28 protein-coding genes are annotated in these 26,447 nt (G+C 64.3%); 13 read left to right on the plus strand and 15 right to left on the minus strand.

The genetic code is table 11. The features are described 5' to 3' along the window. Nucleotides 1-2 precede the first annotated feature (2 nt). Genes AXYL_RS14840 through AXYL_RS14850 form a run of 3 tightly spaced genes read right to left on the minus strand, consistent with a single transcriptional unit; the run spans nt 3 to nt 3,199 of the window. The gene (locus tag AXYL_RS14840; protein ID WP_013393621.1) at nt 3-953 is read right to left on the minus strand and encodes a PDR/VanB family oxidoreductase; all 951 of its coding nucleotides are present in this window, start codon (nt 951-953) and stop codon (nt 3-5) included. Nucleotide 954: 1 nt separating this feature from the next. After that, the gene (locus AXYL_RS14845; RefSeq protein ID WP_013393622.1) at nt 955-2,025 is read right to left on the minus strand and encodes an aromatic ring-hydroxylating dioxygenase subunit alpha; all 1,071 of its coding nucleotides are present in this window, start codon (nt 2,023-2,025) and stop codon (nt 955-957) included. 16 nt (nt 2,026-2,041) lie between these two features. Then, the gene (locus AXYL_RS14850) at nt 2,042-3,199 is read right to left on the minus strand and encodes an ABC transporter substrate-binding protein (protein WP_013393623.1); all 1,158 of its coding nucleotides are present in this window, start codon (nt 3,197-3,199) and stop codon (nt 2,042-2,044) included. Between the two features lie 107 nt (nt 3,200-3,306). Between AXYL_RS14850 and AXYL_RS14855 the strand changes: the two genes are divergently transcribed. Beyond that, the gene (locus AXYL_RS14855) at nt 3,307-4,254 is read left to right on the plus strand and encodes a LysR family transcriptional regulator (protein ID WP_041653503.1); all 948 of its coding nucleotides are present in this window, start codon (nt 3,307-3,309) and stop codon (nt 4,252-4,254) included. Here AXYL_RS14855 and AXYL_RS14860 read toward each other — a convergent pair. The 5 genes from AXYL_RS14860 to AXYL_RS14875 form a co-directional block, all read right to left on the minus strand. Further along, nucleotides 4,251-4,967 (minus strand): immunity 52 family protein, encoded by a 717-nt coding sequence (locus tag AXYL_RS14860; RefSeq protein ID WP_041653506.1) that lies wholly within the window; start codon nt 4,965-4,967, stop codon nt 4,251-4,253. The two genes, AXYL_RS14855 and AXYL_RS14860, sit on opposite strands and share 4 nt — an antisense overlap. Nucleotides 4,968-4,977: 10 nt before the next feature. Next, the gene (locus tag AXYL_RS14865; RefSeq protein WP_080551065.1) at nt 4,978-5,604 is read right to left on the minus strand and encodes a restriction endonuclease fold toxin 5 domain-containing protein; all 627 of its coding nucleotides are present in this window, start codon (nt 5,602-5,604) and stop codon (nt 4,978-4,980) included. Between the two features lie 5 nt (nt 5,605-5,609). Then, nucleotides 5,610-6,032 carry a DUF4123 domain-containing protein gene (locus tag AXYL_RS34325; protein ID WP_080551066.1) on the minus strand — a complete coding sequence of 141 codons (423 nt, stop codon included), beginning with the start codon at nt 6,030-6,032 and terminating at the stop codon, nt 5,610-5,612. Then, entirely contained in the window at nt 6,022-6,378 is a 357-nt protein-coding gene (locus AXYL_RS14870; protein ID WP_013393628.1) for a PAAR domain-containing protein, read from the minus strand. Before AXYL_RS14870 ends, AXYL_RS34325 begins: the two co-directional genes overlap by 11 nt. Nucleotides 6,379-6,474: 96 nt before the next feature. Continuing rightward, entirely contained in the window at nt 6,475-7,461 is a 987-nt protein-coding gene (locus tag AXYL_RS14875; RefSeq protein WP_013393629.1) for a Bug family tripartite tricarboxylate transporter substrate binding protein, read from the minus strand. 194 nt (nt 7,462-7,655) lie between these two features. Between AXYL_RS14875 and AXYL_RS14880 the strand changes: the two genes are divergently transcribed. The 8 genes from AXYL_RS14880 (at nt 7,656) to AXYL_RS14915 (ending at nt 14,917) form a co-directional block, all read left to right on the plus strand. Further along, complete coding sequence (locus tag AXYL_RS14880) at nt 7,656-8,537, plus strand: LysR family transcriptional regulator (RefSeq protein WP_013393630.1); 882 nt, start codon at nt 7,656-7,658, stop codon at nt 8,535-8,537. 18 nt (nt 8,538-8,555) lie between these two features. Next, on the plus strand, nt 8,556-9,467 hold the full coding sequence (locus tag AXYL_RS14885) for a LysR family transcriptional regulator (protein WP_013393631.1): 912 nt from the start codon (nt 8,556-8,558) through the stop codon (nt 9,465-9,467). A gap of 119 nt (nt 9,468-9,586) precedes the next feature. Continuing rightward, entirely contained in the window at nt 9,587-10,792 is a 1,206-nt protein-coding gene (locus AXYL_RS14890; RefSeq protein WP_013393632.1) for a CaiB/BaiF CoA transferase family protein, read from the plus strand. 90 nt (nt 10,793-10,882) lie between these two features. Beyond that, nucleotides 10,883-11,842 (plus strand): Bug family tripartite tricarboxylate transporter substrate binding protein, encoded by a 960-nt coding sequence (locus AXYL_RS14895; protein WP_013393633.1) that lies wholly within the window; start codon nt 10,883-10,885, stop codon nt 11,840-11,842. Between the two features lie 53 nt (nt 11,843-11,895). Further along, complete coding sequence (acdA, locus tag AXYL_RS14900) at nt 11,896-13,101, plus strand: 3-sulfinopropanoyl-CoA desulfinase (RefSeq protein WP_013393634.1); 1,206 nt, start codon at nt 11,896-11,898, stop codon at nt 13,099-13,101. A gap of 67 nt (nt 13,102-13,168) precedes the next feature. Continuing rightward, on the plus strand, nt 13,169-13,906 hold the full coding sequence (locus AXYL_RS14905; RefSeq protein WP_013393635.1) for an SDR family oxidoreductase: 738 nt from the start codon (nt 13,169-13,171) through the stop codon (nt 13,904-13,906). A gap of 67 nt (nt 13,907-13,973) precedes the next feature. Further along, the gene (locus AXYL_RS14910) at nt 13,974-14,291 is read left to right on the plus strand and encodes a DMT family transporter (RefSeq protein WP_013393636.1); all 318 of its coding nucleotides are present in this window, start codon (nt 13,974-13,976) and stop codon (nt 14,289-14,291) included. Beyond that, nucleotides 14,288-14,917 (plus strand): TetR/AcrR family transcriptional regulator, encoded by a 630-nt coding sequence (locus tag AXYL_RS14915; RefSeq protein ID WP_013393637.1) that lies wholly within the window; start codon nt 14,288-14,290, stop codon nt 14,915-14,917. Before AXYL_RS14910 ends, AXYL_RS14915 begins: the two co-directional genes overlap by 4 nt. Nucleotides 14,918-14,963: 46 nt before the next feature. Here the strand turns inward: AXYL_RS14915 and AXYL_RS14920 are convergent, their stop codons facing one another. Together AXYL_RS14920 and AXYL_RS14925 are read right to left on the minus strand one after the other, a co-directional pair. Next, a complete protein-coding gene (locus tag AXYL_RS14920; RefSeq protein WP_013393638.1) occupies nt 14,964-15,224 on the minus strand; it encodes a DUF2798 domain-containing protein in 261 nt (86 codons plus the stop codon). A gap of 1 nt (nt 15,225) precedes the next feature. Continuing rightward, nucleotides 15,226-16,122 (minus strand): NmrA/HSCARG family protein, encoded by an 897-nt coding sequence (locus tag AXYL_RS14925; RefSeq protein ID WP_013393639.1) that lies wholly within the window; start codon nt 16,120-16,122, stop codon nt 15,226-15,228. A 109-nt stretch (nt 16,123-16,231) separates the two neighbouring features. Here AXYL_RS14925 and AXYL_RS14930 point away from each other — a divergent pair, with 109 nt between their 5' ends. The 3 genes from AXYL_RS14930 to AXYL_RS14940 all read left to right on the plus strand — a co-directional run bounded on the left by AXYL_RS14930 (nt 16,232) and on the right by AXYL_RS14940 (nt 18,096). Then, the gene (locus AXYL_RS14930) at nt 16,232-17,125 is read left to right on the plus strand and encodes a LysR family transcriptional regulator (RefSeq protein WP_013393640.1); all 894 of its coding nucleotides are present in this window, start codon (nt 16,232-16,234) and stop codon (nt 17,123-17,125) included. Between the two features lie 97 nt (nt 17,126-17,222). Continuing rightward, the gene (locus tag AXYL_RS14935; RefSeq protein WP_202798618.1) at nt 17,223-17,618 is read left to right on the plus strand and encodes a GNAT family N-acetyltransferase; all 396 of its coding nucleotides are present in this window, start codon (nt 17,223-17,225) and stop codon (nt 17,616-17,618) included. Between the two features lie 67 nt (nt 17,619-17,685). Then, a complete protein-coding gene (locus tag AXYL_RS14940; RefSeq protein WP_013393642.1) occupies nt 17,686-18,096 on the plus strand; it encodes a VOC family protein in 411 nt (136 codons plus the stop codon). A 45-nt stretch (nt 18,097-18,141) separates the two neighbouring features. Here AXYL_RS14940 and AXYL_RS14945 read toward each other — a convergent pair whose 3' ends face one another. Continuing rightward, a complete protein-coding gene (locus AXYL_RS14945) occupies nt 18,142-19,068 on the minus strand; it encodes an alpha/beta hydrolase (protein ID WP_013393643.1) in 927 nt (308 codons plus the stop codon). A 118-nt stretch (nt 19,069-19,186) separates the two neighbouring features. On the opposite strand from AXYL_RS14945, the gene AXYL_RS14950 reads away from it, so the two are divergent. Then, entirely contained in the window at nt 19,187-19,705 is a 519-nt protein-coding gene (locus AXYL_RS14950; RefSeq protein ID WP_013393644.1) for an O-acetyl-ADP-ribose deacetylase, read from the plus strand. A 39-nt stretch (nt 19,706-19,744) separates the two neighbouring features. On the opposite strand, the gene AXYL_RS34050 is transcribed toward AXYL_RS14950, so the two are convergent. From AXYL_RS34050 to AXYL_RS14970, 4 genes are all read right to left on the minus strand, one after another. Then, entirely contained in the window at nt 19,745-22,807 is a 3,063-nt protein-coding gene (locus AXYL_RS34050; RefSeq protein ID WP_013393645.1) for an autotransporter outer membrane beta-barrel domain-containing protein, read from the minus strand. A 407-nt stretch (nt 22,808-23,214) separates the two neighbouring features. After that, nucleotides 23,215-23,994 (minus strand): SDR family oxidoreductase, encoded by a 780-nt coding sequence (locus tag AXYL_RS14960; protein ID WP_013393646.1) that lies wholly within the window; start codon nt 23,992-23,994, stop codon nt 23,215-23,217. Continuing rightward, entirely contained in the window at nt 23,991-25,535 is a 1,545-nt protein-coding gene (locus AXYL_RS14965; protein ID WP_013393647.1) for a class I adenylate-forming enzyme family protein, read from the minus strand. Before AXYL_RS14965 ends, AXYL_RS14960 begins: the two co-directional genes overlap by 4 nt. Nucleotides 25,536-25,559: 24 nt before the next feature. After that, on the minus strand, nt 25,560-26,447 hold the full coding sequence (locus AXYL_RS14970) for an ABC transporter permease (protein WP_013393648.1): 888 nt from the start codon (nt 26,445-26,447) through the stop codon (nt 25,560-25,562).

The raw sequence follows: 26,447 nt of genomic DNA on the forward strand, positions 1-26,447 counted from the left end.
GCTTAAACGTCCAGTTCCAGCGTGCCGCAGCCGCGCGACACGCAGACCATCATGCTGCGGTTGGCGGCGCGTTCTTCGTCGCTGAGCACGTAGTCGCGGTGATCCACCGCGCCGGACAGCACGCCGGCTTCGCAGCTGCGGCACAGGCCTTCGCGGCAGGAGTATGGCCAGGCGACGCCGGCCGCTTCCAGTACATCCAGCACAGACTTGTCCGCGGGCACTTCATGACAGCCGCCGCTGCGCGCCAGCCGTACCGTGAAGGCCGCGCCGGGCTCGGGCGCGGCGGCCGTGGCGGCGCTGAAGCGTTCGAAATGCACGCGGGCCGCGGCGATGCCGGCGCGTTCGCAGGCGGCGGCCACGGCGTCCATCAGCGGTCCGGGTCCGCAGCAATAGATATGCTGGCCCGGTTCCCGTTGCCCGCCCAGGTAGGCGTCCAGGTCGCAGCGCGCGCCGCCTTGTTCGCGGTCGACGTGCAGCGCCACGCGCTCGCCGTGCATGGCAAGTTCAGACAGGTAGGCGGCCGCGTCGCGGTCGCGCACGCAGTACAGCAGCCGCCAGGGCTCGCCGCGCCTTACGCACGCATGGATCATGCTGAGGATGGGCGTGATGCCTATGCCGCCCGCGATGAAGACATGGCTGGCGGCCTGCGCGTGCAGTCCGAACAATTGTCTGGGCTCGCCGATATCCACCAGGTCGCCTGCGCGCAGCTGATCATGGACGTAGCGCGAACCGCCGCGCGAGTCGGGCGCCAGGCCGACGCCCAGCCGGTAGACGTCCCGCTCTGCCGGATCGCCACATAGGGAGTACTGCCTGAGCAGCCCATTGCCCAGCGCCACATCCACATGCGCGCCGGCTTCGAAGGCTGGCAGCATGGCGCCGTCGGGGCTGCGCAGGTGCAGGCCAAGCACGCCACTCGCTTCGCGCACGATGCGGCTGACGATCAAGCGCCGCATCTCAGGCCACCGCCTGCGCCGCGCGCACGCCGGACCCGCCAGCCGCGGCCTGCTGCTGCTCTTCCTCGACGCGGCGCGCCACCACCCAGCGGAACTGGGACAGCGCGGCGTCGATGGACAGCGGCACCATCTTGAAGTCGGGCGCCAGGGATAAGGAGCGCTGCTGCGCGGTGATGATGTCGCGGTCTTCGTCGAACGCTTCCACCACGCTCTGGTGGATGGATGCGGTGACCTCGGGCTGGTCGATGGAGAAGTTGTGCGGATGCGCGAAGAAGTAGTGCGTCGAGGTGGCGGTTTCGGGCGTCAGCGCCTGGCAGCCACGGAATTCGATGGCGCCTGCGCGATTGCCTTCCTGCGCGCCGTTGCCGGCCGGGGCCATGCCCGAGTCCATCAGCAGGATGCCGGGCAGCGTGAAGTTGTAGATGTTCCAGCGGTCCACCAGGCCCGGCCATTCGCGGACCTTCCTTGCGAAGGGTGGCGCTTCGGTATTGAGCGTCCAGCGCGTGATGCGCACGCCGTCGGGCAGCCGGTCGACCTTGGGCGATACCGCGGCATAGTCTTCGCTGCCGCCCAGGGTGGTCGGATGCACGAAGGGCAGATGCGAGAAATCGAGCAGATTGTCGGCGATCAGCAGATAGTTGACGTCGTAATGGATGTAGCCGTCCAGGCTGCGCCAGTCGGGATGATCCAGCCATTGCGTGTCGGGGATGAGGGCCGGGTCGGCGCGTTCCGGATCGCCCATCCAGATCCAGATCCAGCGGTGCCGCTCCACCACCGGGAAGGTGCGTACCCTGGCCTGCGGCGGAATGCGCGCCTGCGCCGGCGCCTCGACACAGGCGCCGGTCGGGTCGAACTTCAGGCCGTGGTACATGCAGCGCACGCAATCGCCTTCGCGCCGGCCCACCGACAAGGGCGCGCCGCGGTGGCAGCAGCGGTCTTCCAGCGCCACCAGCCGGCCCGCAGCGTCGCGGTACATGAGCACGGGCACGCCGATGATGGTGCGCGAGAACAGGCCGTTGGCGCCGACTTCCTGGTCCCATGCCGCGACGTACCAGGTGTTTTTGATGAACATGGGTTTGCTCCTGTGTTTACTTGACGTAGCGCCAGGCGCCGTCCTTGATCTGCACCATGACAGCGGCGCGTTCGTCATAGCCCACGTGATCGGTGGGCGACATGGTGGACACGCCCTGCGAGGTGACGGCGTCGCGCGTGGCTTCCAGCGCATCGCGCAGGCCCGCCCTGAACTCCGGCGTGCCCGGCTTGGCCTTGGGCAAGGTGGTCTTCAATGCCTGCTGCAACACGATGCCGGCGTCCCAGGCGTTGGCCGCGAACACCGACATCGAATCCTTGCCGTGGGCCGCTTCATAGCGCTGCGTCAGGTCCATGGCGACCGCGCGTATGGGATTGGCTGCGTCCAGCTGGCTGGCGACCACGACCGGGCCCACCGCGAATAGCGCGCCTTCGGCGTCCTTGCCGGCGATGCGCAGGAACTCGCGGTTGGCGATGCCGTAGGTCTGGTAGATGCGGCCGGCATAGCCGCGCTCGCGCAGCGATTTCTGCGGCAGCGCCCCGGGCGTGCCGGACGCCGCCACGATGACCGCGTCCGGCTTCGCGGCCAGCAGCTTCAGGGTCTGCGCCGTGACGCTGGTGTCGGTCTTCACGTAGCGTTCGGTGGCGACCAGCTTGATGCCGGCGCGCGCAGCCTGCGCGGAGACTTCGGCCAGCCAGCTGTCGCCGTAGGCGTCGGCGAAGCCGATGTAGCCCAGCGACTTCACGCCGGCGGCCTGCATGTGCGCAATGGTGCTGGCCACCATCAGGTTCTCGTTTTGCACCACCTTGAATACCCAGTGGCGTTGCGCGTCCATGGGTTCGACCAGCTTGGCCCCGGCCGCCAGGCTCATCAAGGGCACCTTCTTCTCCTGCGCGATGGGCAGCAGGGTCAGGGTGGCGGGGGTGACCGAGGTGCCCAGCACCACGTCCACGTTGTGCTCGTCGACCAGCCGCCGGAAGGCGCGGGCCGCACCTGTGGCGTCGGACGCGTCGTCCAGCACGATGTAGCGCACCGCCTCGCCCGCGACTTCGCGTGGCAGCAGGTCTATTGCATTTTTGGCGGGGCCGCCCAGCGACGCGGCCGGGCCGGTGAGCGACAGGATGACGCCTACGCCGACATCGGCCGAGGCGGCGCTACAGGACAGCAGGGCGCACGAAACCAGCACCGCGCGCACGGGGTGTAGAAGGGGCTTCAAGATTTTGTCTCCTTGTGGAAACGCCGGTCTGCGCGGCGTTTGACAAGACGATAGATAGCGGCGGAATATGCGTCAATATCATGAACCTGATTCTAGAAATGCACGTTATGCATAACGAGAAACTGGACCTCAACCTGCTCGCGGTCTTCGACAGCCTGATGCGCGAACGCAGCGTGACCCGCGCCGGCGAACAGCTGGGCCTGTCGCAAAGCGCCATGAGCCATGCCGTGAACCGCTTGCGCGCGTTCTTCGACGATCCGCTGTTCGTGAAGACCGGCCAGGGCATGCTGCCCACGCCGAAATCAGAGAGCCTGGCGCCGACCATCCTGGCGCTGATGGCGACCATACGCGGACAGGTGCTGTCGCAGGCGCAGTTCGATCCGGCCTCGGCCATGCGCGTCTTCACCCTGTGCATGACGGACATGGGCGAGCTGGTGTTCCTGCCGCCGCTGATCAAGCGCCTGCGCGAACTGGCGCCGCACTGCACCCTGCGCACGCGCCAGGTGCCGCTGCAGCAGGTCGAGCCGCTGCTGGCCTCGGGCGAGGTGGACCTGGTGCTGGGATCGCTGCGCGCGGCGCCGCAGGGCCTGTTCCAGCAGCAGCTGTTCATGCATCGCTTCGTGACGCTGGTCAGCGTGAAGAACAAGGAGGTGGGCGACGAGCTGACGCTGGAACAGTTCCAGCGCATGCCGCAGATCGTGGTGACGTTGGCGGGGCGTTCGTCCGAAGCCTATGACAGCGCGCTGGAGGAGCAGGGCGTCAAGCGCAACATCTTCCTGTCCACGCCGCACTTCCTGGTGGTGCCGCTGTTGCTGGACCAGCACCCGGACCTGATCGCCACGGTGCCGCAGGAGCTGGGCAATGTGTTCGGCGGCTATGGGGTGGTCAAGGTGCTGGAGCCGCCATTGCCGCTGCCGTCCTTCGCGCTGAGGCAGCATTGGCATCCGCGCTTTCACCAGGATCCGGCGATCATCTGGCTGCGGGAGCTGGTGAAGGATACGTTCGATGGGTATCCGTGGGACGGGGCGAGGCCGAAGCGGCGGCGGGTTGACTAGAGGTCCGCGTAGCGCGGCAGCAGATCCTGGTCCACCAGACGCATTTCGATGCGGTTCGCCAATTCGACGTGGCTGGCGTTGTCCAGCGAAAACACTTCGTTCGCGACGCTGACGATGATGGTGCCGGTCTGTTTCTTTCCGGCAGCAGGAACGGGAATCAGAGCCTGGGCTTCCGGGACTTGCTCGGCGGTGATCACTTGCGGAAGGTATAGCATCCAGCCGACGCCGGGTTTGTCGTCGAAAACCTGCTTCTCGTAGTAATAGCGTGGAGAGACAGTTACATACTGCGTGACAAAGAGCTCGGCGATCGCGGCGACGATATCTTTTACCGAGGCGGCGCCGCCAAAGCGGTCGTCGCGCCGCTTATGGTAAGAGATGGTCAGAGTGCACGGACCGCCTTTATTGTTGCCTTGCAACTCAAGAACTACGCCATCGCGTTGTTCTTCAGCGCCATTCCAAATAGAGATGGCAGTAAATGACCTGTCAAGCCGATATTCGTTGTTCAACACGGCAAGGAACGCATTCGAGGGTTCGTCGCCCTCGAAGGCAGGATACAACCTGGCTTCGTCAATCGACTCACCCTGCGAGAACCATTCCGTCAATCCGTCGGACTTGCCTGCCAGCAACGCTGTGATCGCGCGCAGCCGACGAAGCATTTCCGGAAAATCTCCGGACTGATGTGTTGGGTCTTTAAATTGGCATGTGATAAGCATGTCTTTCTCGTCAGGGAACTACAACGGATTCCGCGCCCAGGCTGTTCAGCAGCTGCCGCAGCAGTGCCTGCGTTCTTGGAGTTTGGAAATACCATCTTAATCTTGCGGGAGGGTTGGTACGAACCGCGCCTGCCTGGCGGCTGGCTTGTAAGCGCATGGTCTTGAAGCCGCCAAACCAACCGGCTTGCTCTCCGTCTTCATCGATGAAACTGCCGTAGTTTCCTTTCGTCTCCTGCAGCAGGCACTCCGTCGACACGAAGCCGTCAAAGTCGATGTCAAACTCGCTACCGAGAGTGAGAACCTTCCAGTTCCATTCATCGCTCCACAAACAATACTCGGTGTCGTAGTCGAACCCGGTAATCCGGGCTTGATATGCATAGGCGTTCCAATTTTCCCCATGCCTGCGCCTGACTTTCATCCCCAGGTCCGGCGGGCATTTTTTGCAAGGTTCTTCGGTCCTGGGCAAGGCACGGTCGGTTGGTTTGGCTTCGCTGTCTTCCCGAGGCGTATCGCCTGGCAAAGTGGCCACGCCTCCCAGCACTGCACCTGCCGCGGCGCTTGCTGCCGCCCGAGCGAACGCGGCTGCTATGGCTTCCGCCACCCATCCTGCGATTGGTATTGCGAGAGGTCCAGGCATTTCCCTTAAGCACCATGGGTGGGATGAATCCTGATGAGTTCGCCGTTGCGTTGCGCCAGCCAATCGTGGACGGGGGCAAAGAACGCGGCTCGTTGCTCGGGGGTTAGCAGCGCAGCGATGTCGTTCGCGAGTCTTGCGTCGTAATAGCGCAGCAATGCAGGGGATCCATTGGGCATGCGTACTACTTTCAATCGCGCCTGCAAGGCTTCGGCCAGATCATCTATGGCGTAGCTGCTGAGGATCCAGATACAACCAAGCCCGCTTTCGGCCAGGCGTTGCAGCGCAGCGATGTGGGGATTCCCGTCGGAGGAGCAATCCAGCAGCCATAGGCCGGCATGGGCCAGCGCTTCATCAGGCGTGCCGTCGAACAGCGCTACGCAAGATGAGGAGCGGGATAAGGGATGGGTAGCCGAAACCTCATCGGGCAGCGGCTTCCAGACACTCCTGGCACAGCGTGTCGCTCTGGGCTGTGGCTATCGGAGCGGGATCGGACAGTCCTTGGGCAAAGCCGATACGCGCCACCATCTGTGACGCTATCAGTACGGCGCCGCAGGCGGTGCGCATTCCCTCCACGGCGGTGTCCTGGCCCATGAATGAATGATTGCGTCCCGGATCGGCCAGGATGGGAAAGGCGCCCTTGCATTTCGGGCATGTGACTTTATGTCCCACCAACGCGATCTCTCGTCCAAGGAGCATCGAGGTGGGGTGGCCTTCGGCTACGGTCCCGCCGTGCGAAGTCCGATCTCCCTTTCTGATGATGGAACGTTCAGACATGCCGCCTCCGTCTTGGTCGAAGCCGAATTTAGCATTGTTCGACCAAGGGGGGCGTTGATGACGATCATGGGTGAGTAGACGCAGACTGCACGGGCCTCAATTGATCTTGATATTCCGTTCCTTGACCAGCGTCTTCCATTGCGCGGTCTCGCGCGCCAGATGGTCGCGCAATTCATCCGGCGTGCCGCCGATGGGCTCGGCGCCGATCGAATCCAGCGTGGCGCGCACCTTGGCATCATTCAGCGCGGCGCGCATGGCGGCGTGTAGTTTCGCGACCACCTCGGGCGGCGTGCCGGCGGGGGCGAAAGCCGCGAACCAGGGCATCAGTTCGTAGCCGGGCAGGCCGCTTTCGGCCACGGTGGGCACATCGGGCAGGGCGGCCGAACGCTTGCTGGTCGTCACAGCCAGCGCCCGCAGCTTGCCGGCTTCGATGTGCGGCTTGGCGGAGGTGATGCTGTCGAACATGTAGTCCACCTGTCCGCCCAGCAGGTCGGCGACGGCGGGGCCGCTGCCCTTGTAGGGCACGTGCAGCATGTCTACCTGCGCCATGGACAGGAACAGCTCGCCCGCCAGATGGATGGAGGTGCCCACGCCGGCCGAGGCATAGGTGTAGTGGTTGGGCTGCGCCTTGGCCTTGGCGATCACATCCTGCACGCTGGTGGCGCCGGTGCGCGCGGGATTGGTGACCAGCACATTCGGCACCACGGCCAACAGCGAGATCGGTGCGAAATCCTTGATCGGGTCGTAGTTCAGGTCCGTGTACAGCGCCGGATTGACGGCCATGCCGTTGGCCACGATCAGGATGGTGTAGCCGTCGGGCTTGGCGCGGGCCACGCTGGCCGCGCCGATATTGCCGCCGGCGCCCGCGCGGTTCTCCACGATGAAGGTGGTGTTGAGCTGCTTGCCCATGGATTCGCCCAGGGTGCGGGCGATGCTGTCCATCGCGCCGCCCGGCGGGAAGGGCACGATCCATTTGACCGGATGATCCGGATAGGTCTGCGCCAGCGCCGCGGACGCGCCGCCCAGCAGGGCCAGGCTCACGCAGGCCTGGGCAAGTCGTTTGAATACAGGGCGCAAGCGCATGATGGTCTCCGTAGTGCTCGAATTATTGTGTCGCCGCGCGCCGATGGTCCGCAGACTCGCCGGGGGAAATTCCCGGCATTCATACTTTTACGATCAGGTTTGTGCGATGTGTCAGTATGGCTTGCGTTTTCCGTGCGAGTCCAAGACTATATGGGTTCCGATTGATACCTTTTTGGTATGTATGAGGTCATGCAATGCAACTGAGGCAATTGCGCTATTTTCAGGCCGTGGCGGAAGAAGGCAGCTTCACGCGCGCGGCCGCCCGGCTGCACATGGCCCAGCCGCCGCTCAGCCGTCAAATACGCCTGTTCGAGGAAGAACTGGGCGTGCAGCTGTTCGAACGCACCACGCGGGCGCTGCGGCTGACGGAAGCGGGCCGCTTCCTGCTGGAACAATCGCGTCTGTTGACCGCGCGCCTGGAAGAGGTGCTGGAGGGCACGCGCCGGCTGGGACAGACGCAGCGGCGCTGGTTCGGCATAGGCTTCGTGCCGTCCACGCTCTATGGCTTCGTGCCGGAGCTGATCCGGCAACTGCGCAACGCCGATCCGCAGGTCGAGGTCGGCCTCACGGAAATGACTACCTTGCCGCAGCTCGAGGCGCTGAAGGCCGGACGCATCGATCTGGGCATAGGCCGTATCCTGTTCGACGACCCCGCCATCGAACGGCGCGTGCTGATGACCGAAGCGCTGATGGCGGCGGTGCCGCTGGGCCATCCGATCGCGCGGCTGCGCCGGGTATCTGTCGAGCGTCTGGCGCGCGAGCCCTTCGTGTTGTATCCGGCGCGCCCGCGCCCGAACTTCTCCGACCATGTGCTGGGGCTGTTCCGCGCGGCGGGACATGCGCCGCAGGTGGTACAGGAAGCCAACGAGTTGCAGACCGCCATCGGCCTGGTCGCGGCCGGGCTGGGCGTGACGGTGGTGCCGGCCTCGGTGCAGCGCTTGCAGCGCCAGGATGTGGCGCATGTGGCGATCGACGCCGACACTTTCGTGTCGCCGGTGATCGTCAGTTATCGCAAGGACGATGCGTCGGCGTTTCTGGCGCGGGCGTTGGAGCTGGCGCAAGCGCTGGCGGCTTAGCACCAAGGAAACATGGCCATGCCGGATCAGGCAGCAAAATCCCTCTCCCTCAGACAGCTGGAACTGTTGTTGGCGCTGGCTTCGGCCGACAGTATTGCGGGCGCCGGCGCGCGGCTGGGCATGACGCCCTCGGCCACCAGCCATGCCCTGCGCACGCTGGAGGCCACGCTGGGGGCGCCCTTGCTCGACCGCAATGCGCCGGGCGTGCATCTCACCTATGCCGGCCAGCAAATCCTGCCGCACGTCAGGGACGTGTTCGCCTCCCTGCAGATCGTACGGGCGACGGCGAACGCCAGCGCGGGCCTGCGCTCGGGGCTGCTGAATCTCGGCTCCCTGGGCGCGAGTTCCTCCTTGAACATCCTGCCGCAGCTGCTGGAGATGTTCAAAGCGCGCTATCCGGGCGTAGACGTGTTCGTGACCGAGAAGCCGGACCCGGAACTGGAGCGCGCGCTGGTCGAGCGCCGCATCGAGATCGGGGTGGTGGCCTTGCCCAAGCCTGATTTCGATACGTTGGCGCTGGTCACCGACGAACTGATGGTGGTGCTGCCCGCCGGTCATCCGCTGGCCGAGCGCAAGTCGATCGCGGTGAAGGACCTGATCGACTATCCCCTGATCATGACGCGGGCGGGCTCGCAACCGGTCATTACGCGCATGTTCGAGCGCGCCGGCGCCAAGCCGCATATCGCGCACGACCTCTCGCAGATCATGTCCATCCTGGAATTCGTCAGGCGCGGGCAGGGCATCTCGGTGCTTGCGTCGCTGGTGCTGCCGCAGGCCTACGACGGGCTGGTTTACAGGAAGATCAGCCCCGCCTCCAAGCGCAGGATGGGCCTGGCATGCCTGAACGAACGCAGGCTGTCGCCCGCCGCGCATGCTTTCTGGACCATGGTCAGGGAGGCCGCGCCCAAGCTGAAGTTCCCGGTCAAGTAGAGCGCGCGGCCACGATCTGGCCCGTGCGTCATGTTCCCCTTCATATTGAAAAAAAACTCAATTGAAGGTGAGGATTGGGAATTCTAGACTGCATCGATCGACTCTGATGGAGAAGGCGTATGCAGTCAGTGGAAGCTTCCGCGCTCAGTGGCGTGCGTGTCCTGGACCTCTCGCGCATTCTGGCGGGCCCGAGCGCGACGCAGCTGTTGGGCGACCTGGGCGCGGACGTGGTCAAGGTGGAAAAGCCGGACGAGGGCGATGACACCCGGAAATGGGGGCCGCCGTACATCAACGGCCAGGACGGGCGCGCGACCGCGGAAAGTGCCTACTACCTGAGCGCTAACCGCAACAAGCGGTCCATCGCGCTCGACATCGCCACTGAAGCGGGCCGCGACACGCTGCACCAACTGCTGGGAAATGCCGATGTGCTGGTCGAAAACTACAAGGTTGGCGGCCTGGCCAGGTATGGCCTGGACTATGCGCAGCTCAAGAATCGATACCCGCGCCTGGTCTATTGCTCCATCACCGGATTCGGCCAGACGGGTCCCTACGCGAAGCGCGCCGGCTACGACTTCCTGATCCAGGGCATGGGCGGGATCATGAGCCTTACCGGCGAGCCCCAGGGCGCGCCGATGAAGGTGGGCGTGGGCATCGCGGATGTCATGACCGGCATGTATGCCGCCGTCGGCATCCTGGCGGCGTTGCGCCATCGGGATTTGACCGGCTTGGGGCAGCACATCGACATCTCGTTGCTGGACAGCCAGATTGCCTGGCTGGTGAACGCGGGGACGAACTATCTTGCCGCGCAGGAGCTGCCGACGCGCCTGGGCAACGGCCATCCGAACATCGTGCCTTACCAGGTATTCGACGCCGCGGACGGTCCCATGATTCTTGCCGTGGGCAACGATGCGCAGTTCCGGCGCTTTTGCGAAGTGGCCGGCGTGGCCGGTCTGGCTGACGACGCGCGCTACGCGTCCAATGCCGCCCGCGTTGCCCATCGCGCGGAACTATGCGAGCGGGTACAGGATGCGCTGGCCCTGCGCCCAAGAAAGACCTGGCTGGAACAGCTGGAAGCCGTGGGCGTGCCTTGCGGCCCGGTCAACGATTTGCGCGATGTGTTCAATGATCCGCACGTTCAGGCCCGCGGCGCGCATTTGCGCATGCCTTGCGCATGGGCGCAAGGCGGCGAGCTGAACCTGTTGGCGAACCCCTTGAAGCTGTCCGCCACGCCGGTCTCCTACCGCAGGCCGCCGCCCCGCCTGGACGAGCACGCGCAGCAGATCCTGGCCGATTGGACGACAGCGGGAGGCGGCCGCCAGGAGTAGGGCGTTCCCGGGGCATGGGCGCAGGACGCTGACGGTACACACCTTAGACAACACCGCCCCGGACGAGGGCGGACACACGAGGAGAGAGACATGGATAGGAGACAGTTGTTGGCGCTTGCTGCATTGACGCCATTGAGCCGGGCATTTGCGCAAGGCAAGTACCCCTCGCAGAGCATCAGGTTGATTGCGCCCTACGCGCCGGGCGGCACCGTGGACATCCTGTCGCGGCAGTTGGCCGAGCCGATGCGCGCCAGCCTGGCCCAGTCGGTCATCGTGGAGAACCGTGGCGGCGCCGGCGGCACGCTGGGGGCGGACGCCGTGGCCAAGGCCCGTCCCGATGGCTACGCCATCCTGTTCGGCGCGGTGCATCATGCGATCGCCCAATCCGTATATCCGAAGCTGGGATACGACATCCGCGACATGACTGCCGTGGGCTTTCTGGGACGCGTCAACCATGCGCTGATCGTCAACAAGGATCTGCCCGCGCAGAACGTGCAGGAGCTGGTGGCGCTGCTGAAGGCCAATCCGGACAAGTACAGCTATGCCACGCCGGGTGCGGGCACCATGCAGCACCTGATGGCCGAGTACTTCAAGAACGTCACCGGCACCCAGATGATGCATGTGCCTTACCGCGGTTCAGCGCCGGCGATCGTCGACATCATTGCGGGGAACGTGCACATGATGTTCGAAACCATGCCGTCGGCCATCCAGCACATCCGGGCCGGCAGCGTGCGCGCGATCGCGGTGACTTCCAAGGTGCGCTCGCCCAGCCTGCCCGATGTGCCCACGGCGGCGGAAAGCGGCGCGGCCAATTACGACGCGACCAGCTGGTACGGCATCTATGCGCCGCCGTCCACCTCCGCGGACGTGGTGCGCGTGCTCAACGCGGCAGTCAACGACGCGTTCGCCGACCCGGCGTTCGTGCAGCGCTGGATCGCGCTGGGCGCCGATGCGGGCGGAGGCACGCCGCAGGAATTGGCGGCGCTGACGCGCAGCGAGGTCGAGCGCTGGGCCGAGGTGGCGCGGCGCGCGGATATCAAGGTGGGTTGATGCCGGCGGGCCTTGTGGCCTGGCCGGAGTTTTGCACGTAGCAAGGATGAACCATGACTGAACTTTCCCAAGACCAATTGGCGCTGCAACAGCGCGCGCGCGAACTGGCGCAGACCGTATTCAAGCCGGCGGCCGCGGCCACCGACCAATCCGAACAGTATCCCTGGGACCATGTCCGGCTGCTGCGCGAAAGCGGCTTCATGGGCATGACGATTCCACGGGAGTACGGCGGACAGGGGCTGAGCTATCTCGATACCGTCCTGGTCGTGGAAGAAATGGCCCGCGCCTGCGCCACCATGGGACGCATCACGGTGGAAGCCAATATGGGCGCAATCGGCGCCATCATGCAGTACGGCAGCCATGAGCAGAAGACACTGGCCGCCGGCTGCGTGCTGGCGGGCGACAAGCCCGCCATCTGCATATCGGAGCCCCAGGCCGGCAGCGCAGCCAGTGAAATGGGCACCAGGGCCGTCCGCAAGGGCGACGACTACCTCATCAATGGCGAGAAGTACTGGATCACTGGAGGCGGGGTGTCGCGCCTGCATTTGATCTTTGCGCGGGTCATCGACGATGGCGAGGATCTGGGCATAGGCGCGTTCATCCACGTGCGCGAACCGGACGGCGCGGATGATGGGCTGGAGATCGCCAAGCGCTCCTACGCCATGGGCGTGCGGGGCATACCCGAGACCTACATCAAGTTCCATGACCTCAAGGTGCACAAGTCCATGCTGGTAGTCCCGCCGGAGGGGCTCAAGCGCGGCTTCGCCGGCCTGATGCAGGCCTACAACGCCCAGCGCGTGGGCGCGGGCACGGTGGCGCTGGGCATCGCGCAGGGCGCCTTCGAGGAGGCCGTGGACTACGTCAAGCAACGCCAGCAGTTCGGCCGGCCGATAGCGGAGTTCCAGGGCCTGCAGTGGATGGTTGCCGACATGGCCATCCAGCTGAATGCCGCGCGGCACATGCTGCACGCGGCCGCGCGCAGCGGCACCCCGCGGACCTTCGGCTTTCCAGACCTGTCGTTGGCCGCGCAGGCCAAGATCTTTGCCGCCGAAACGGCGCAACGCGTGACCAACGACGCCTTGCAGCTGCATGGCTCGTCCGGCTATGGGCGCGACATGCCGATGGAGCGCCACGTGCGCGATGCGCGCATGTTCACGATCGCGGGCGGCACGGCGCAGATCCTGCGCACCCAGGTCGCTTCCGCGGTGCTTGGGATGAAGCTGCCGCAAACGCGGGACGGGTATCTGCGCGGGCGGTGATGCTTGACGATGAATTCCGCCTCGCGTAGTATCTTTTTAACCGATCGGTATAAAAGGAGCTTTCGCAATGGAATTCCAAGGCAAGGTCGCGCTGGTCACTGGAGGAACGCGGGGCATCGGCGCCGCCATCGTTCGTAGGTTTGCAGAACGGGGCGCCGATGTCGCCTTCACTTATGCCAGATCGGATCAGACGGCCAGAGACTACGCCCATGAACTCGGCAAAAGCGGCGCCAAGGTCCTGGCCATCAAGGCGGACAGCCGCGATCCGGCCGCCGTCCGGGCGGCGGTAGAGCAGACTGCCGGCGAATTGGGCAGGCTGGACATACTGGTCAATAGCGCCGGCGTGTTCCCTTACGGGCCGGTCGAGGACGCCACGCTCGAAGAAATCGACGACACCCTGGCGATCCACGTCAAGGCGGTGTTCGTGGCCTCGCAAGCCGCGCTGGCTTACATGGGGGCTGGCGGCCGCATCATTTCCATCGGCTCCTGCTTCGCCCAACGCGTGCCGTATGGAGGCGTGACGCTCTATGCGATGAGCAAGTCCGCGCTCATCGGATTCACCAAGGGCCTCGCGCGCGAGGTCGGCGGCCGGGGCATTACGGTCAACATTGTCGATCCCGGGTCGACCGACACGGATATGAATCCCGCCGATGGCCCGACGGTGGCCGCCGAGCTGGAGCTCATGGCGGTCAAGCGCTATGCCGAACCCGGGGAGATTGCGGCTGCTGTGGCCTATCTCGCAGGGGCCGAGAGCCAATTCATTACCGGCGCATCGCTCGCGATCGATGGCGGCTTCACCGCCTAGGATTTCCGCATGGGCGGAGCCGTCGGTGGCATGATCCAATCACTGTCAAACAGGAATGGAGATTCAAATGGCCTGGGGACTCCTGGTTCTGGCCGGCATGCTTGAAATCGTCTGGGCCTTGGCGCTGAAGCAGGCAGACGGCTTGACGAGATTCTGGCCGAGTCTGATCGGCATCAGCGTCGCCATGCTGAGCCTGTTGCTGCTCGCCTTGGCCCTGAAGCATCTGCCTGTGGGCACTGCTTACGCAATCTGGGTGGGTATCGGCGCTTTCGGCGTGGCGGTTTTCGGAACATTGGTGCTCGGCGAGCAGATGTCATCGGCCAAACTGTTGTTTCTGGGGCTGATCGGCGTTGGTGTGGCGGGTCTGCGGATAATCGAATCGTGAATTCTGACAAGCAAGCGAAATCGGCCCCCGCGCCGAAAATCGGGCGTCCCAAGGAGTTCGACAAGGACCAGGCCTTGCTGGCGGCCATGCGAACCTTCTGGACGCAAGGCTATGAAGGCACCTCGATCCAGGATCTCGTCAGCGCCACCGGCGTCAACAAGCCCAGCCTCTATGCGACCTTCGGTTGCAAGGAAGAGATCTTCCGCCAAGCGGTCGAACTCTACGACCGCGTCGAGGGGCGGGCGACGTCGCAGAGCCTCAGCGTGGCCCGCACGGCGCGCGAGGCCGTCGAAACCATGCTGCGATCGAACGCGCGCGCCTATGCCGTGGCCGAGGGGCCGCGGGGTTGCATGGTCGTGTTGTCATCGTTGCTGGGCGCGCCCGAAAACGAAAGCGTGCGCGCGTTTCTTGCCGCAAACCGGAAGGATGGCGAATCGATGCTGAGGGACCGTCTGGCCCGAGGCATTGCCGAGGGCGACCTTGCGCCGTCCGCCGATGTCCGTCAGCTTGCCGCGTTCTACACGACCGTGCTGGAAGGCCTGTCGATCCAGGCCCGCGACGGCGCCGGCGTGAAGAAGCTCAACATGATCATCGATGCCGCGATGCTTGCGTGGCCGGCCGGTTGACGCACGCCGGCGCAGCCACGCGGGATTGATGCCGGCGCTGCCCAGCCTAGGGCTGGACCACCATCCAGGCGACTATCCGGCGCACGACCGGCAGCAGCAGCAAGAGGCTGGGAAAAGCCACGATCCACGAGGCGCCCCAGGCGCTGGGCCAGCTGATGACAAAGTCGGAGCCCAGGCCCACGCTCGTGGCAGTCGCCACCGCGGAAACGATGGCCGACATGAAAACCGAAAGAACCAGCGGCATCAGGAAGGGGGCATAGCGCTGTGGGAGTTTCTTCAGGGTGGATCTAGTCGGGTTCTTGGGCATTTCAATACTCCCCGCCATTCCGAGCTGAGTTTTTCTCGGCGATCAGGTCTTTGATGTATGTGCGTAGCGAGCGCGGCTCGCGTTCGAGCGCAGCCCTTAGCGCCAGACTATTTCCTCCAAGCCCATAGGCGCGATAGTGATCGAAAACCTTCGACAGCAAAGGCAACTGCTGGTCGCCATAAGGCAGGCGGGCGTTTTCCGCCCATGCGCTGAAACCGGGCTCGAGCGCTGCGACCGGAGATCCCAGTTCCTCGGTCAAGGCCGCGACAATGTCCGTGCGGCTGTACATGCCGGCGCAGAGCTCCAAGGTCGCGTAGGCCAGCCTGTCCCCGGTCAGGGCGATTGCGGCAGTCTCGGCCACATCGCGATAGTCCACGCGAGCGATTCTTGTGTCCCGGGGAAAGGGCTCGGCGTAGCTGGAATGGTCGCGGATCGATGGCCAGGCCAAACCGATGTTCTGCATGAAGTTGGCGGGATGCAGGATCGTATATTCCAGCCGTGAGGAATAGAGGGCATCCTCCACCGGAATCTTGCTGGCGTGATTGGCCAAGCGCATGTTCGTCGGCTGGATGACCGATGAAAAGACGAACTTCCTCACGCCGCTGCGCTCGGCCGCCTGGACCAAGGCGACCCCCATCGGCGCTTCGTCCGCGGTGAACGCCGGGCCGATATGAAACACGCCGTCCACGCCTTGCGTGGCGGCCGCGAGACTGTCGGCATCGCGGAGGTCGCCGATGGCGGTCTCTGTCGCGCCCAGCGAGCGGGCCCTCGCGGCGCGTGCCTCGTCGCGCACGAGCGCCCGTACCGTGACCTTGCGCCGCTGCAATTCAGGAACCACCAGGCTTGCGAATTTGCCGGTGGCCCCGACGACCAAAACGATAGGTTGAGTGCCGTTCACAGGGTTTCTCCTTCGTATGCGTGTGAGTACGAAGGCAGTGTATTTTCTACCGATTAGTGGAACAATGCTTGTAGAAATTGAATGTGAATAACGATAATCGAGATAAATAATGAGCCGCCTCGAAGACCTGGAAGCGTTCATCCATATCGCTGAAACCGGAAGCCTGACCAAGGCCGCGCGAAACCTTGGCCGCTCTCTACAAGCCGTCAGCCGTTCTCTCGTTGCGCTGGAAGACGATGTGGGCGTTCAACTGGTCCATCGCACCACGCGGCATTCCTCGCTCAGCGAGGCGGGCGAGGCCTTCTTCCGGCGGGTCAAGCCGGCAATGGAAGAGATAGGCGAGGCCCGGCTGGAAGTCGCCGACCGTCGAGCCGCGCCCTCGGGCCTGTTGCGTGTCGGCGCCCCGGTGCTGTTCGGCCCGGACTTCCTGGTTCCGGTCATCGCGGAATACATGCGCGAGTACCCGCAGATCGAGGTCGATCTGCAGCTGACGGATGCCTTTGTCGATCTTGCCGCTGCAGGCCTCGATCTGGTCGTACGCATCGCCGATCTGCCGGACTCCGGCTTGCAAGGGCGGCGATTGGGAGCCTTACGCAGAGTCGTGTTCGGAGCGCCTTCCTATTTCGAACAGCATGGCCGCCCCGCGCATCCTTCGGAACTGCGCCAGCATGCCTGTATCGTCAGGACCGTCGATCAACAGTCGGGGCAATGGGCCTTTCAGATAGACGGCAAGCGGCGCAACGTCGGGGTCCGGGGTCCGTTCCGGACCAATACGATGGCGGCAATTTATTCCGCCGTCAGCGTCGGGCTCGGTATCGGCTATTCGCCGCTGTGGCAGATCAGGCACCTGCTGGATACGGGACAGGTGGAAGTCATATTGGAAAATTTCGAGTCCAAGCCGGTGCCGATACACGCGCTCTGGCAGGAGAACAGGCTGCCGCCTGCCAAGGTGCGCGCTTTTGTGGATTATCTGGCGGCTGGACTGAAGCTCGATCGGTTCTAGCTGGCACGGTAGACTAAGAATCCTCCTATCCCGATGCCCGGCGACCATGTCTCTCCAAACGCACGTCCGTATAGCCCAGAGCGGAGACATCGATTCGATGGTTGAACTGGATCCGATCGCCAGGCAAGAACCGGGCAGGAGGACATTTATTGCCCATGCGGTGGCTGCCGGCCAATGCTGGGCCGCGACGGAAGCAGACGATGCTTCGGCGCTGATCGGTTACGGGGTGCTTGACCACTCGTTCTTCGAACACGATTTCATTCCGCTGGTCGTCGTTAGAGATTCGGCGCGGCGCCGTGGCGTCGCTACGGCAATCCTGCGGACGCTGGAGTTGCAATGCCAGGGAGGAAAACTGTTCACGTCGACCAATACTTCAAACAACGCGATGCGCCAATTGCTTGGCCAGCTGGGCTTTATCAGTAGCGGCCAAATCGAAAATCTGGATGACGGCGACCCTGAACTCGTGTTCGTGAAGTTCCGATCCTCCCTTTGAGGACCGCCATCTGTCTGCAGTTGGTCAATATCCAACCCGAATCTCACTCTGCCCCAGGAGGATCATCATGCCGGTATTTCAGATCAAGCACTTGGACCACGTGGTCCTGAGAGTGCAGGACATGGCGCGTAGCCTGGAGTTTTATACCAAGGTGCTAGGCTGTTCCATCAAGAAGAAAAACGATGAGTACGCCATGATCCATCTGGGCGCAGGCAGCTCCATGATCGATCTGGTCGACGTGCAAGGGCCATTGGGAGCGGCAGGCGGTGGAGCCCCAGGGAAAGACCGGCACAATCTCGACCACTTTTGCCTGCGGGTCGATCCGTTCGATGAAACGGCCATCCTGGAGCATCTGCGCGCTTTCGGCATTACGGCGGACAAGGCCGTGATGCGATATGGCGCGGAAGGCGAAGGGCCTTCGATCTATTGCTTCGATCCCGACGGCAATCAGATCGAACTGAAGGGGCCTGCGATCTAGGGCAGGCTTATCCGACGTGGATTCAGGCCAGATCTGTGTAATTGCTCAGCGCACCGGCAACAAATACTTCAGGGCCTGCGTGAAGCCGCGCGGCGCCACGGTGAGATGGTCCTCGTCGTTCAGGACCACGGACTTCAGTTTCAAGCCTGGATATTTCCGGCCTTGCAGCGCCGTCTCCAGCGCTCGGTTGTCGGCGACCATGTCCACCGTCTGGTTGTAGCGCCGGTCACCTTTGCGCAGGGCCTCATAGGCGCCGACGTAAAGATAAACGTTCGCCGCCAGATCCTGATGCTGCTGCGCATAGCGCGCTTCGAGCTTCAATGCATATCGCTTGTCATACCAGAGAGAAGGACTGCCCAGGATATAGCCGTTGAACATGCCGGGCTCGGTGAAAAGGATCTGCGTCCCTAGCAGGGCGCCGTAGGAGTGGCCGAGAAAGAGGGCTCTCGCCGCGTCGGCCCGATAGCGGGCGGTAACGAAAGGCTTTACCTGATCGCGCAGGTACTGTTGATAGGCACGCGCCTGGCCATGGATCGCGTTGGGTGGCGCGGTGCTTGGACCGTTCGGGGTCGGCGTGTAGTCGCGCTGACGGCTGACTCCGCCGTCCTCGCCCTTGCCATAGGACAGGCCGACAAGAATGAATTCCTCGATTTGCGGCCCTTCGACGTTCAGGCGGCGTCCCAGCTGCCGGATGATGGGGAAAGCATAGTCGGCATCGGTCACATAAAGCACGGGGTAGCGCCGCTGCGGCTGCTTCGCATAAGAGGGCGGCAAGGCGACGAAGACTTGGTAGCCGCGGCCCGACATGGGGTCGGGCACGTCCCATACTTCGCTATCGGCGATTTCGTAGGGGCGTCCCTCCCCAGGCTGTATCTTTGGAGCCGATTGGGTTTGGGCCCGCGTCGGACTGCCTGGCACGCCGAAGCTGGCGAGGAGGGCAATCAGCAGGGCATTAAGAAGGCGTCGTTGCATGTGAGGGGGGATGTCGGTCTACAATTTTGGCTGTGTCAGGCAGGCGGAATTTTAGACTGGCATCCATTATCCGAACTTGGGAAGTCATAAATTATTCAGTGCCGCAAGGAGCAAGATCATGTCCACAAGCCTGCGCGCAATCCGTTCAGATATTACGAAGCTCCAGGTGGATGCCATCGTCAACGCTGCAAATTCCTCATTGCTTGGCGGTGGCGGGGTCGATGGCGCCATCCATCGCGCGGCTGGCCCGGATCTGCTGCAGGAATGCAGTTTGCTGGGCGGCTGCAAGACCGGGGATGCCAAGGTGACCCAAGCCTATCGCCTGTCCGCTCGGTACATCATCCATACGGTGGGCCCGGTATGGCGGGGCGGAGATAGCGGAGAACCGGCGCTGCTGGCCAGCTGCTATCGCCGGTGCATCGAGCTTGCCGAGGAAAGGGCGGTCACATCGATTGCGTTTCCCAGCATCAGCACGGGGGTATATGGGTATCCCATTGAATTGGCAGCGGAGGTGGCAGTCAGGACTGTGCGCGAAAGCCTCGCTGGGGACTCCTCTATCCAGGAGGTGATTTTCTGCTGCTTTTCACCAGAAGACCTTCTTCAATACGAGCGCATCTTGAATCGGCCGACCTTTTAGCCAGCCGATTCCATCCGACGCCTTCCCTACAGGCTGGCCTCACCACGTGTACTTCACGCCGATCCGCCCCACATACTGATGGTAGTCTTGCGCGCCCCAGCTGCCGGAAGCATTGACCCATCCCGTCCAGCCCTTGGTGAAGTTGGCGTGCACCCCCAGCTTCAATTCATATCGGTCCTTGGGATACAGGTCTCCGATGGGTAATTGATTGAAAGACACGGAACTGTCGACGTTGCTGTGCCACCAGTTCACGGTTGCGAAAGGTTGGGCCTGGCGGTTGTTGCCAAGGTCAAATGTGGTGAAGGTGCGCACCCCAAGGCGGGTAATGGTGCCGTTCGAATCGGCGCGGTCTACCCGGGTGCCGTTCTGCTCGGTGATGCTGTCGGTATTGCTGTCGACATAGATGATTTGAGCCTGCGGCTCCAGCGTCCAGTTTTCCCGCAGCTTGAATGCGTAGCCGGCTTCCGCAGATATCGCCCAAGCCTGCGAGTCGTAGTCCACGCGCGGCAGTTCGGCGCCTTGCACCCGGTTGTTGAACCAGCCGTATTGGAACCAGGTGTCCACGTAGGCGCCCAGTTTGGTCTCGTCGTTTTGAAACCATGTGCCATAGACGCCTGCGCTGTAGCCGTTGACGCGGCCTTTTGCCTTGTATGGATTGCCGTCGGCGCGGGCAGTGCTGTCAGCCGTCCCGTATCCAAGCATGGCTCCGAGGTGCAATCGATCTGTCTCGGAAAAGAGCTTCCATTGCGCAAGATCGCCGCCGCCCTGCAACAGGAACAGGTCGGTGCTCACGTCAAAGTTGCCGTCGCGGCTGTGGCTGCCTTCCCATTTTCCTGAGGTGCGCAGCCAGAGCGAATTACGCTTGCTGCCGTCGGCCGCGAACGGTTGCGATTCGATGAATTGAGGTTCACCTAAACGGTCGTGCATGCTCTGCACGAACATCTGCCCCACCAGGCGTTGGTTGGCCAGGTAAGCCGCGACTTCGGGCCGATACAAGGGCTCGGGCTCGGGCTCCGGGTCCGGCGGCGGCGGCGGAGGCGGTGGCGGCGGCGGTGGCGGCGGAGGAGGCGGAGGAGGAGGCGGAGGAGGCGGGGGAGGCGGGGGAGGCGGAGGTGGTGGAGGTGGTGGAGGGGGCGGCGGCGGAGGCGCTTCCTTTTCAGACCGCAAGTACCAGTTCTGATCGGTCGGTGCTGCCGCGGATCCCTGATAGAGCCGATACTCGTAGGGGCCAGCCACCGCGCGACCGGACAGCGCGAACGCACCCGCGCCGGATACGCCGCCGTTGGTCACCTCGACCACCTGAATCCCGCTTGCCGTCGTCAACGCGCCGGGGCCGCCAGTGTTCTTTATGCGCAGTTGCGATGTGCCCGTGGCGCTCCCTCCATTGACGATGAGCTTGTCCGACGGAGAGCTGTCATCTCCCAGGTAAGTATTGAGCGCGATGGTGCCGTTCCCGCCGTAGTTGCGCGTCGTGACGGTCTTGTAGCTGCCGGCTTGCGGGGGCGTAAAGTCAATGAGGCTGTTGGTATTGACCAGGTTCGTGAGGTTGGAGTTTCCCGTCACCTGCCAGGTGCTGTCATTGCTCATGGAAAGATTGGTCGTGCTGCCAGGCTGTGTCAGCACGCGGCCCTGGATCAAGGTGCCGCTGGCGCCGATATCCGCGGTCGCGACGGCAGTGGCGCCGACGTTGATGGCGGCATTGCCGCCGGTGACGGAGGAGCCGCTCAAAGACACGATGGCGGGACCCTCCGATAGATGTATGCCGTCGGCTTGGGCTGAGGCAATCTTGGAATCCACAAGGGTGTACGTCTTTGCCGCGGCGCCCGCCGCCCCGGTCAGATGCAAGCCCTGGGCATTTGCGCCTGAGGTTTGCAGCGTCGCGCCGGTGGCGCTGAAGCGCGTGGCGTTGACCGACACGCGGACGGCATCGGCGTCCGCGCCCTGGGTGTCGACCAGGCTTCCCGTCTCGCCGTCGCGGCCCAGATTGACCGTGCCCCAGCCCTCGACGTGGATGCCGTACGCCGCCTGTCCCAGCGTGCTCATCCGGGTGCCGTTGATGTTCGCCACGGCGCCGGACTGGGTGCGCACGGCCACTGAACGGTCGCCGAAGGTCAGAATCTGCCCGCCGTCCACGGTCGCGGGCGGCCCGCCGTTGACGAACAGCGCAAACGAGCCCGCGGCCAGCGTGCTCACCTGGGTGTCTTTTAAGGTGGCGCTGCCGCCGTTGACGTACATGCCGTAAGTGCGGTCGGACTGGATGGTCATTCCATCGGCCTGGAATATGCCGTTGGTAAAGACATAGACGCCGATCGCGTTTTGTGCGCGAACCGACGTGCCGGTGCCCATGAATTTGCCGTAGTCCTGTACCAGAACGCCGTATGCGGTCGTGCCTTCGGTGGTGATCGATCCGTTTGTGGCCGTGAGCAGGCTGTCTTTCTCGAAGACATGGACGCCGTAGGCGGCGGAACTCTTGGTCAGGATGGCGGTGTCGTACAGATTGGCTTTGGCGCCTCGCCACACCTCGGCGCCTTTGGAGCCGCTTTGCAAGGTGGTCAGCGTCGAGTCCCGCAGTACGGTCGTCGCACCGGGGCCATAGGTGCGCAGGGCATGGGAGCCGGCAAAATCCGTCGTGACAAACACGTTCGTACCATCGAACTCTGACGGAACGCCCGTCTCCCCGACGTTGTAGATGCCCCGCACGCTTCCGCCGGTGGCATAGACGTAGACGCCTCCCGGCCTGACCACCATCTTGCCGCCGCTTTTGACATACAAGCCGTCGATGGCGTTGCCGCTGACGCTTATGCGGATGGGCGTTCCGTCGCCGAGCGAGGGATCCAGGATGGCCAAGCCCCCTTGGACCTGAATGCCCGTACCGCCCATGGATATGGGGTAGGGCGGTTTAGGCGTGATGACCGTGCCGCCGACAAACGTCTTTTCTTCGCCGTCGACAACCCGAAATGGGATGATGTAGGTGCCTTGCGGGATTATCTCCGCAAGCGTCGCCGAGCCGCTGAGCGCCGCGGCAAGTCCGATGGCGACACGAGCCGCGAGGTTCGGCGATTGAACAATGGGGGGGACATCTTCATGTTCTGCGCATTTCACGAGCGGCTCCTGCCAGAGGAAATGTGACCGGAAGTCAATCTGGACGCCGCAGGAATATTGATGCGCCGTCTTTCGAGCAGACACAACATGAACGCCATGGAACCCTACTACTACTTTTCTCCTAGTGCAAATGGCCGATGCGCGATTGCACGCGGCGGCTGGCCGGCATTGCCAAGAGGCAAATTTTTTTTTGATAATGGGGCGTGCCAGCAGCCGACCCCGCAGCGGCGCCGCCGAGCGCTGTCGGGCTGCGGTTCTACCTGCACCGGCTTCGCTGTCGACTGCCTTGGAACGCCGCTCAGGCGCAGTGCGTCCCTTGAGGCTAGGGAAAACCACTACTTCGAATTGCGCACATCGTGGTCGATCCGTTCTTGAAGGAAGACGCAAGATTGCCCGGCGGGCCGAGCCTACAGACGCTGCCCGCCCGTCGCATCGATACTCTGCCCAGTGATCCAGCGCCCCTCATGCGAGGCCAGAAAGGCGACGATGTCCGCAATATCCTCAGGCTGCCCCACACGGCCCAATGCAATCGTCGTGGCGATGACCTTGCTGTGCTCGGGATCGCGGGCGCGGGTATTGAGGTCGGTGGCGGTGGCGCCGGGCAGCACCGCATTGATGGTGATGCCGCGTGCGCCGAGTTCGCTCGCCAGCAGCAGCGTCAGCGCCTCCAACCCGGCCTTGGCCGGCGCGTAGACGCTCATTTCCGGATAGGCGGCGCGGGTGCCCATGGAGGACACGTTGACGATCCGGCCATGGTCGCGCAGGAAGGGCAGGGTCTGCTGGATCAGGAAGAAAGGCGTCTTCAGGTTGACTTGCAGCACCCGGTCGAACGCGTCTGGCGTGACTTCCGGCAGGCGGGCGCGCAGGCCCACGCCGGCGTTGTTGACCAGGATGTCCAGGCCGTCATCGGCGTAGCGTTCCTCGAGCGAGGCGCGCAAGTCCCGCGCCAATGCCGCCGCGGCGTCGGCTCGCGCCAGGTCGGCCTGCAAGGCCCAGGCCTGGCCGCCTGCCGCCTGGATCTGGCGCACGACGTCGTCGGCGGCATTGCCAGCGCTGTTGTAGTGCACCGCCACGCGCGCGCCGCGCCGGCTCAGGGCCAGGGCGATGGCGCGGCCGATGCCGCGGCTGGCGCCGGTGACGAGGGCGGTCTTGCCGTTCAGGCTGTCGGGGGATTCAGGCTTGCTCATGCGGTTTCCGTTTCGGGTTGGGCCCACGCGTGTTGCGCTTCCAGTTCGCGCGCGGCAAGCAGCAGCGCGTTGCGGTCGACCTTGTTGGTGCCGGCCCAGGGCAGTTCATGCACGAAGCGGATGCGGCGTGGGTGCTGGTAGGCCGGGCCGTGTTCGAGCGCGTGGCGCTTGAGGGCGTCGGCGTGCAGCCGGCTGCCGTCGCGGCGCACGACAAAGGCGACGGGGATGTGGCCGCGTTCCTCGTCGGCCAGCGGCACCACGCAACTCTGGCGCACGTCGGGGTGCGATTCCAGCAGCTTCTCGACTTCGACCGGATAGATGTTTTCGCCGGAGCAGACGAACATGTCGTCGGCGCGGCCCACGAAATAGTAGAAGCCGTCGGCGTCGCGCCGCAGCACGTCGCCGCTGTGGTACCAGCCGTCCTTGAGCACCTGGGCGCTCTTCTCCGGCAGGTTGTGATAGCCCGCGAGCACGGCGGGGTTCTTCATCAGCAGCACGCCCTGGTCCGGGCTGGGACCGTCAGCGAGCCGCACCTGAGTGGGATCCAGCGGGTAGCCCAGCGCCAGCGCGGGCGTGGGCAGGCCGTCGGGATGCGGGCCGAACACTGCCGGGCCGGCCTCGGTAGTGCCGTAGCCGTGGGTTACGCGCACGCCGGGCAGGGCGCGCTGGATGCGTTCCAGCAGCGCCACGGTCATGGGGGCCGAGCCCAGCATGACCCGCGTCAGCGCCGACAGGTCGCGGCCTTGCAGCAGCGCCGGGTCCTTCACCAGCCGGGCGAACATGGTGGGGACAGCGGTAAGGACGGAGATGCGGTAGCGCTCCAGCGCGTCGGCATAGGCGGCGACGTCGAACGAAGGCTGGATCACCAGCAGGCTGTTGCTGGCGAAGGCGCGCTTGGCCATGAACAGACCGTTCATGTGGAATAGCGGCTGGGCCAGCAGATAGCGTTCCTGTGTGCCGGCGCCGGCGACGACGGCGCCGGAGGTGGCGGCCAGCGCCCAGAGCTGGCCGCGATGCGTGAGCGGCACGCCCTTGGGCTTGCCGGTGGAGCCCGAGGTGTACAGCATCTGAGCGATGTCGTCGGCCTGCGGCGTGACGAAGCCGAAGTCCGTGGGCGCGATCTGCGCGGCAAAGCCTTGGGGACCGGCATCGTCGAAGTCCAGTACCGGCACCTTGGCCTCGAAGGCGGCGCGGCGCGGGCCGTCCACCAGTGCGAGCGCGATGCCGGCGTCGCGCAGCACATAGTCGATGTTCTCCTGCGACTGCTTGATGTTGATGGGCACGGCCACATAGCCGGCCCGCATGATGCCGAAGTACGCGATCAGGTACTCGGCCCGATTCAGCGCGGCGATGGCGATGCGGCTGCCCGGCGCCAGCCCGCGCGCGGACAGCCAGGCGGCCACGCCGCCCGCCAGCAGGCGGACCTGGGCATGGGTGTAGTGCAGCTGCGCGTCGGGCAGGCGCAGGTCGATGATGGCGGGCAGATCGGAAGACAGTTCGGGGTCGGCCAGATGGCCCAGGTTGAGCAGGGAATGCGTCATGGAATTTTCCGGAAAGAATGAGGCTCAACGCCTTTGCAGCTTGGGATTGAGCGCGTCGTTCAGGCCGTCACCGACCAGGTTCAGCGACAGCACGGCCAGCATGATGGCCACGCCCGGCACGGCGCAGATGTACCAGGATGAGCGGATCAGGCTGCGGCCTTCGCCGACCAGCCGGCCCCAGCTGGCGATGTTGGGATCGCCCAGGCCCAGGAAGGACACGACCGATTCGTAGAGGATGGCGCCGGCCACTACCAGCGAAGACATCACGATCACGGGCGGCAGGGCATTGGGCAGGATTTCGGCGGCGACGATGCGCAACGGCCTCATGCCCAGCGCGCGGCAGGCCTGCACGAACTCGCGTTCCTTGAAGGACAGGAACTCGGCGCGGGTCAGGCGGGCGATGGGCGGCCACGACACCAGCCCGACCGCCAGCGTGATGTGCTCGATGCGCGGTCCCAGGATGGACACCACCGTCAGCACGAACACCACGTTGGGGATGATCTGGAACAGTTCGGCCACGCGCATCAGGCCTTCGTCGATCCAGCCGCCGGCCCAGGCCGCGGCCGCGCCCACGCTTACGCCGATCAGGGTGGCGGTGGCCGCGGCCACCAGGCCGATCAGCAAGGTGGCGCGCGCGCCATGGGCAATCATGGCGGCGATGTCGCGGCCCATGGAATCGGTGCCCAGCGGATGGCGCCAGGACTCGAACGGCCAGATCTCGGGAGCGCCGACGATGCGTAGCGGATCGGCGGGGTAAAGCCAGCCGGCGCCCGCAGCCAGGAAGGCAACAAGCACGAGCAGCGTGGCGCCCGCGACGGCGCCGCGGTTGCGCGCAAAGCGTGCCGCGAACGAGGCGTGGCGACGCGTGGATGCGGTGGGCAGGGCAGTAGCAAGGGTAGGGGATGCAGACAT

Origin of the sequence: Achromobacter xylosoxidans A8 (genome assembly GCF_000165835.1) — a bacterium.
GTDB lineage: Bacteria > Pseudomonadota > Gammaproteobacteria > Burkholderiales > Burkholderiaceae_B > Achromobacter > Achromobacter xylosoxidans_B.

Coding starts and splice junctions, on each gene's coding strand:
- AXYL_RS14840 (WP_013393621.1), bottom strand. CDS start 953: ATGCGGCGCTTGATCGTCAGCCGCATCGTGCGCGAAGCGAGTGGCGTG.
- AXYL_RS14845 (WP_013393622.1), bottom strand. CDS start 2,025: ATGTTCATCAAAAACACCTGGTACGTCGCGGCATGGGACCAGGAAGTC.
- AXYL_RS14855 (WP_041653503.1), top strand. CDS start 3,307: ATGCATAACGAGAAACTGGACCTCAACCTGCTCGCGGTCTTCGACAGC.
- AXYL_RS14860 (WP_041653506.1), bottom strand. CDS start 4,967: ATGCTTATCACATGCCAATTTAAAGACCCAACACATCAGTCCGGAGAT.
- AXYL_RS14865 (WP_080551065.1), bottom strand. CDS start 5,604: ATGCCTGGACCTCTCGCAATACCAATCGCAGGATGGGTGGCGGAAGCC.
- AXYL_RS14870 (WP_013393628.1), bottom strand. CDS start 6,378: ATGTCTGAACGTTCCATCATCAGAAAGGGAGATCGGACTTCGCACGGC.
- AXYL_RS14875 (WP_013393629.1), bottom strand. CDS start 7,461: ATGCGCTTGCGCCCTGTATTCAAACGACTTGCCCAGGCCTGCGTGAGC.
- AXYL_RS14880 (WP_013393630.1), top strand. CDS start 7,656: ATGCAACTGAGGCAATTGCGCTATTTTCAGGCCGTGGCGGAAGAAGGC.
- AXYL_RS14885 (WP_013393631.1), top strand. CDS start 8,556: ATGCCGGATCAGGCAGCAAAATCCCTCTCCCTCAGACAGCTGGAACTG.
- AXYL_RS14890 (WP_013393632.1), top strand. CDS start 9,587: ATGCAGTCAGTGGAAGCTTCCGCGCTCAGTGGCGTGCGTGTCCTGGAC.
- AXYL_RS14895 (WP_013393633.1), top strand. CDS start 10,883: ATGGATAGGAGACAGTTGTTGGCGCTTGCTGCATTGACGCCATTGAGC.
- acdA (WP_013393634.1), top strand. CDS start 11,896: ATGACTGAACTTTCCCAAGACCAATTGGCGCTGCAACAGCGCGCGCGC.
- AXYL_RS14905 (WP_013393635.1), top strand. CDS start 13,169: ATGGAATTCCAAGGCAAGGTCGCGCTGGTCACTGGAGGAACGCGGGGC.
- AXYL_RS14910 (WP_013393636.1), top strand. CDS start 13,974: ATGGCCTGGGGACTCCTGGTTCTGGCCGGCATGCTTGAAATCGTCTGG.
- AXYL_RS14920 (WP_013393638.1), bottom strand. CDS start 15,224: ATGCCCAAGAACCCGACTAGATCCACCCTGAAGAAACTCCCACAGCGC.
- AXYL_RS14930 (WP_013393640.1), top strand. CDS start 16,232: ATGAGCCGCCTCGAAGACCTGGAAGCGTTCATCCATATCGCTGAAACC.
- AXYL_RS14935 (WP_202798618.1), top strand. CDS start 17,223: ATGGTTGAACTGGATCCGATCGCCAGGCAAGAACCGGGCAGGAGGACA.
- AXYL_RS14940 (WP_013393642.1), top strand. CDS start 17,686: ATGCCGGTATTTCAGATCAAGCACTTGGACCACGTGGTCCTGAGAGTG.
- AXYL_RS14945 (WP_013393643.1), bottom strand. CDS start 19,068: ATGCAACGACGCCTTCTTAATGCCCTGCTGATTGCCCTCCTCGCCAGC.
- AXYL_RS14950 (WP_013393644.1), top strand. CDS start 19,187: ATGTCCACAAGCCTGCGCGCAATCCGTTCAGATATTACGAAGCTCCAG.
- AXYL_RS14960 (WP_013393646.1), bottom strand. CDS start 23,994: ATGAGCAAGCCTGAATCCCCCGACAGCCTGAACGGCAAGACCGCCCTC.
- AXYL_RS14965 (WP_013393647.1), bottom strand. CDS start 25,535: ATGACGCATTCCCTGCTCAACCTGGGCCATCTGGCCGACCCCGAACTG.
- AXYL_RS14970 (WP_013393648.1), bottom strand. CDS start 26,447: ATGTCTGCATCCCCTACCCTTGCTACTGCCCTGCCCACCGCATCCACG.